Origin of the sequence: Marinobacter sp. UBA2498 (assembly GCF_002341575.1) — a bacterium.
Taxonomy (GTDB): Bacteria; Pseudomonadota; Gammaproteobacteria; order Pseudomonadales; family Oleiphilaceae; genus Marinobacter; species Marinobacter manganoxydans.
This window is the reverse complement of record NZ_DDOI01000019.1, coordinates 10,581-12,922: the sequence shown is the minus strand read 5'-3', so window position 1 is coordinate 12,922 and position 2,342 is coordinate 10,581. Positions and strand designations below refer to the sequence as shown.

The window sequence follows — 2,342 nt, the reverse complement described above, 5'->3', positions numbered from 1 at the left end:
AAGGATGCCGAACTCAAGCGTCTGGACAAGGAGCTGGAACGCCTGCAGAAAGAGATCGGTCGCCTGGAGGGTAAACTGGGTAACGAGAAGTTCACGGCCAAGGCTCCGGCCGAGGTGGTCGAGAAGGAACAGGAAAAACTCCGGGACGCCCAAAGCAGCCAGGCCCGCCTGAGCCAGCAAAGGGCCGATATCGAGGCCATGTAACCGGCATGATCGGTATTCTCGGTGCAGGCTCCCTGGGCAGGCTCTGGGGCGCAATGCTATCCAAAGGCTGCGTTGCCTTCGTGGCCAGACCGGGCGAGCCCACCGACTCAAGCGTCGATTACCGCTTCCGGCCCTTTGAGGGGCCGGAATCCTCCATACAGATTCCCTTCCTCAGGACCGGCGACACGCCGGACCTGATGCTGGTGACAACCAAGGCCGGTGATACCCTGAGCGCCTTAGCAGGCGTGATCGACCAATTACCCATTGAAACCCCCATCCTGCTTTTCCAGAACGGACTGGGCAGCCAGCAAGCTGTCGCCGAGCGGTGGCCGGAGCGCCCGATCCTGGCCGCCAGCACCACCGAGGGAGCAAATCGACCTGAACCGGGGCTTCTCGTCCATGCCGGTACCGGCGATACCTGGGTGGGCCCGCTGACAGAGCAGGCCAGATTCTCGGTGGACCGCGCGGTCGCCATGCTGGAAGACTCCGGCCTGGCCATTCATCCGGAGCCGGCCATCCTCCAGCGACTCTGGCAGAAACTGATCATCAATGCGGGCATCAATCCCTACACCGCGATCCTGAACTGCCCCAATGGCGACATCCTGTCTGCAGGGCTATATCAGGACACCATCGAGGAACTTTGCCGGGAATTGTCAGAGCTGATGAGCGCCGCCGTCCAGATTACGGAAACACCGGATTCCCTGCGCCAACGCATTGAACAGGTCGCTCAAAACACCGCCGGCAACACATCGTCGATGCGTGCCGATGTTCTCCGGAAACGCCAAACCGAGATAGACTTTATCAACGGGTATCTGGCAAAACTCGGAAAAGAACTCGGTATCGACACGCCGGTGAACCAAATGCTGACCGAACGGGTACAACAACTGTCGTCACATTAACAGGAGCAGACTGATGGGCAACCGCCTTTCCAAGATTTACACCCGCACCGGAGACGATGGCTCCACGGGCCTGGCCGATGGCAACCGGATTGCCAAGAATGCCCAGCGAGTTGAAGCCATGGGCACCGCTGATGAACTCAACTGCCATATCGGGTTGCTAATCGAAACCCTGGACAGCGACGACGAACTGGTGGAGAGCCTGCGCCGCATTCAGCATCATCTGTTTGACCTGGGGGGCGAATTTGCCATCCCCGGCAGCCGTGTGATTGGTGACGAACACATCGAATGGCTGGAAGGCACCCTGGACCGGCACAACGAAGGCCTGCCACCGCTGAAGAATTTTGTCCTGCCCGGCGGCAGTCCCGGCGCCGCCCAATGTCACCTTGCCCGGGCGGTCTGCCGTCGTGCAGAGCGGGTTGTCGTCGCCCTCGGCCATGAGGACTCGATCAACACCGCTTCCCGACACTACCTGAACCGTCTATCGGATCTGTTGTTTGTCATCGCCCGCGTACTGGCCCGGCGCGAGGGTGGCGAAGAGATTCTCTGGGAACAAAAAAAATCCGGCCTCTAAGGGCCGGATTTTTTATGCGCCTGATCGCGCGCAAAGGTCCGCTGGTCAGACCTTGAACGCTTCCACCAGACGCTGAAGCGACGCTGTCAGTTGCGACATTTCTCTGGAAGAACCCAGGGTTTCTTCAGCATTGGCGGCTGTTTTATGGCCCAGCTCGCCAATCTGCTCAACGTTCGAGTTCACGTTTTTCGCGACGGCAGACTGCTCTTCGGCGGCCTGGGCGATCTGGTGACTCATATCCACGATCACGGAGATGCCCTTGGCGATTCTATCCAGGGCCTCTGTCACCTCTCCGGACTTCTGCACCGTTGCCTCGGTCACGTCCCGGCTGTTGGTCATGGCCGACACCGCGTCCTTGACGCCGCTCTGGAGCCGGGAAATCATGCCTTCGATTTCTTCCGTCGATTTGTGCGTGCGCTGTGACAGCGAGCGAACCTCATCGGCAACCACCGCGAAACCACGCCCCTGCTCCCCGGCTCGGGCCGCCTCGATCGCGGCGTTCAGGGCGAGCAGGTTGGTCTGCTCGGCGATGGCCTTGATCTCGACAAGCACCTGACTGATGTTGTCACTGTCCTTGCTGACCCGGTTGATCACTTCCACCGCGCCTGAGATTTCACCCGCCAGCTTGTTGATGGTTTCAACCGTGTCGGCCACCACGCCCCGGCCGG

4 protein-coding genes are annotated in these 2,342 nt (G+C 60.2%); 3 read left to right on the top strand and 1 reads right to left on the bottom strand.

Going from position 1 to position 2,342, the window contains the following annotated elements; all coding sequences use genetic code 11:
• From B2W52_RS01955 to B2W52_RS01945, 3 genes are all read left to right on the top strand, one after another.
• Positions 1-204 (top strand): hypothetical protein (locus B2W52_RS01955; RefSeq protein WP_286801084.1); only part of this gene is annotated, 204 nt, incomplete at its 5' end.
• Between the two features lie 5 nt (positions 205-209).
• A complete protein-coding gene (locus tag B2W52_RS01950) occupies positions 210-1,103 on the top strand; it encodes a ketopantoate reductase family protein (protein WP_286801083.1) in 894 nt (297 codons plus the stop codon).
• 13 nt (positions 1,104-1,116) lie between these two features.
• Complete coding sequence (locus tag B2W52_RS01945) at positions 1,117-1,674, top strand: cob(I)yrinic acid a,c-diamide adenosyltransferase (RefSeq protein WP_014576743.1); 558 nt, start codon at positions 1,117-1,119, stop codon at positions 1,672-1,674.
• 45 nt (positions 1,675-1,719) lie between these two features.
• Here B2W52_RS01945 and B2W52_RS01940 read toward each other — a convergent pair.
• Positions 1,720-2,342: methyl-accepting chemotaxis protein (locus tag B2W52_RS01940; protein ID WP_286801082.1), on the bottom strand; the 623-nt coding region annotated here is incomplete at its 5' end.

What these genes read in the sequence shown, in the direction of transcription:
- B2W52_RS01950 (WP_286801083.1), top strand. Translation starts at nt 210, where the DNA reads ATGATCGGTATTCTCGGTGCAGGCTCCCTGGGCAGGCTCTGGGGCGCA.
- B2W52_RS01945 (WP_014576743.1), top strand. Translation starts at nt 1,117, where the DNA reads ATGGGCAACCGCCTTTCCAAGATTTACACCCGCACCGGAGACGATGGC.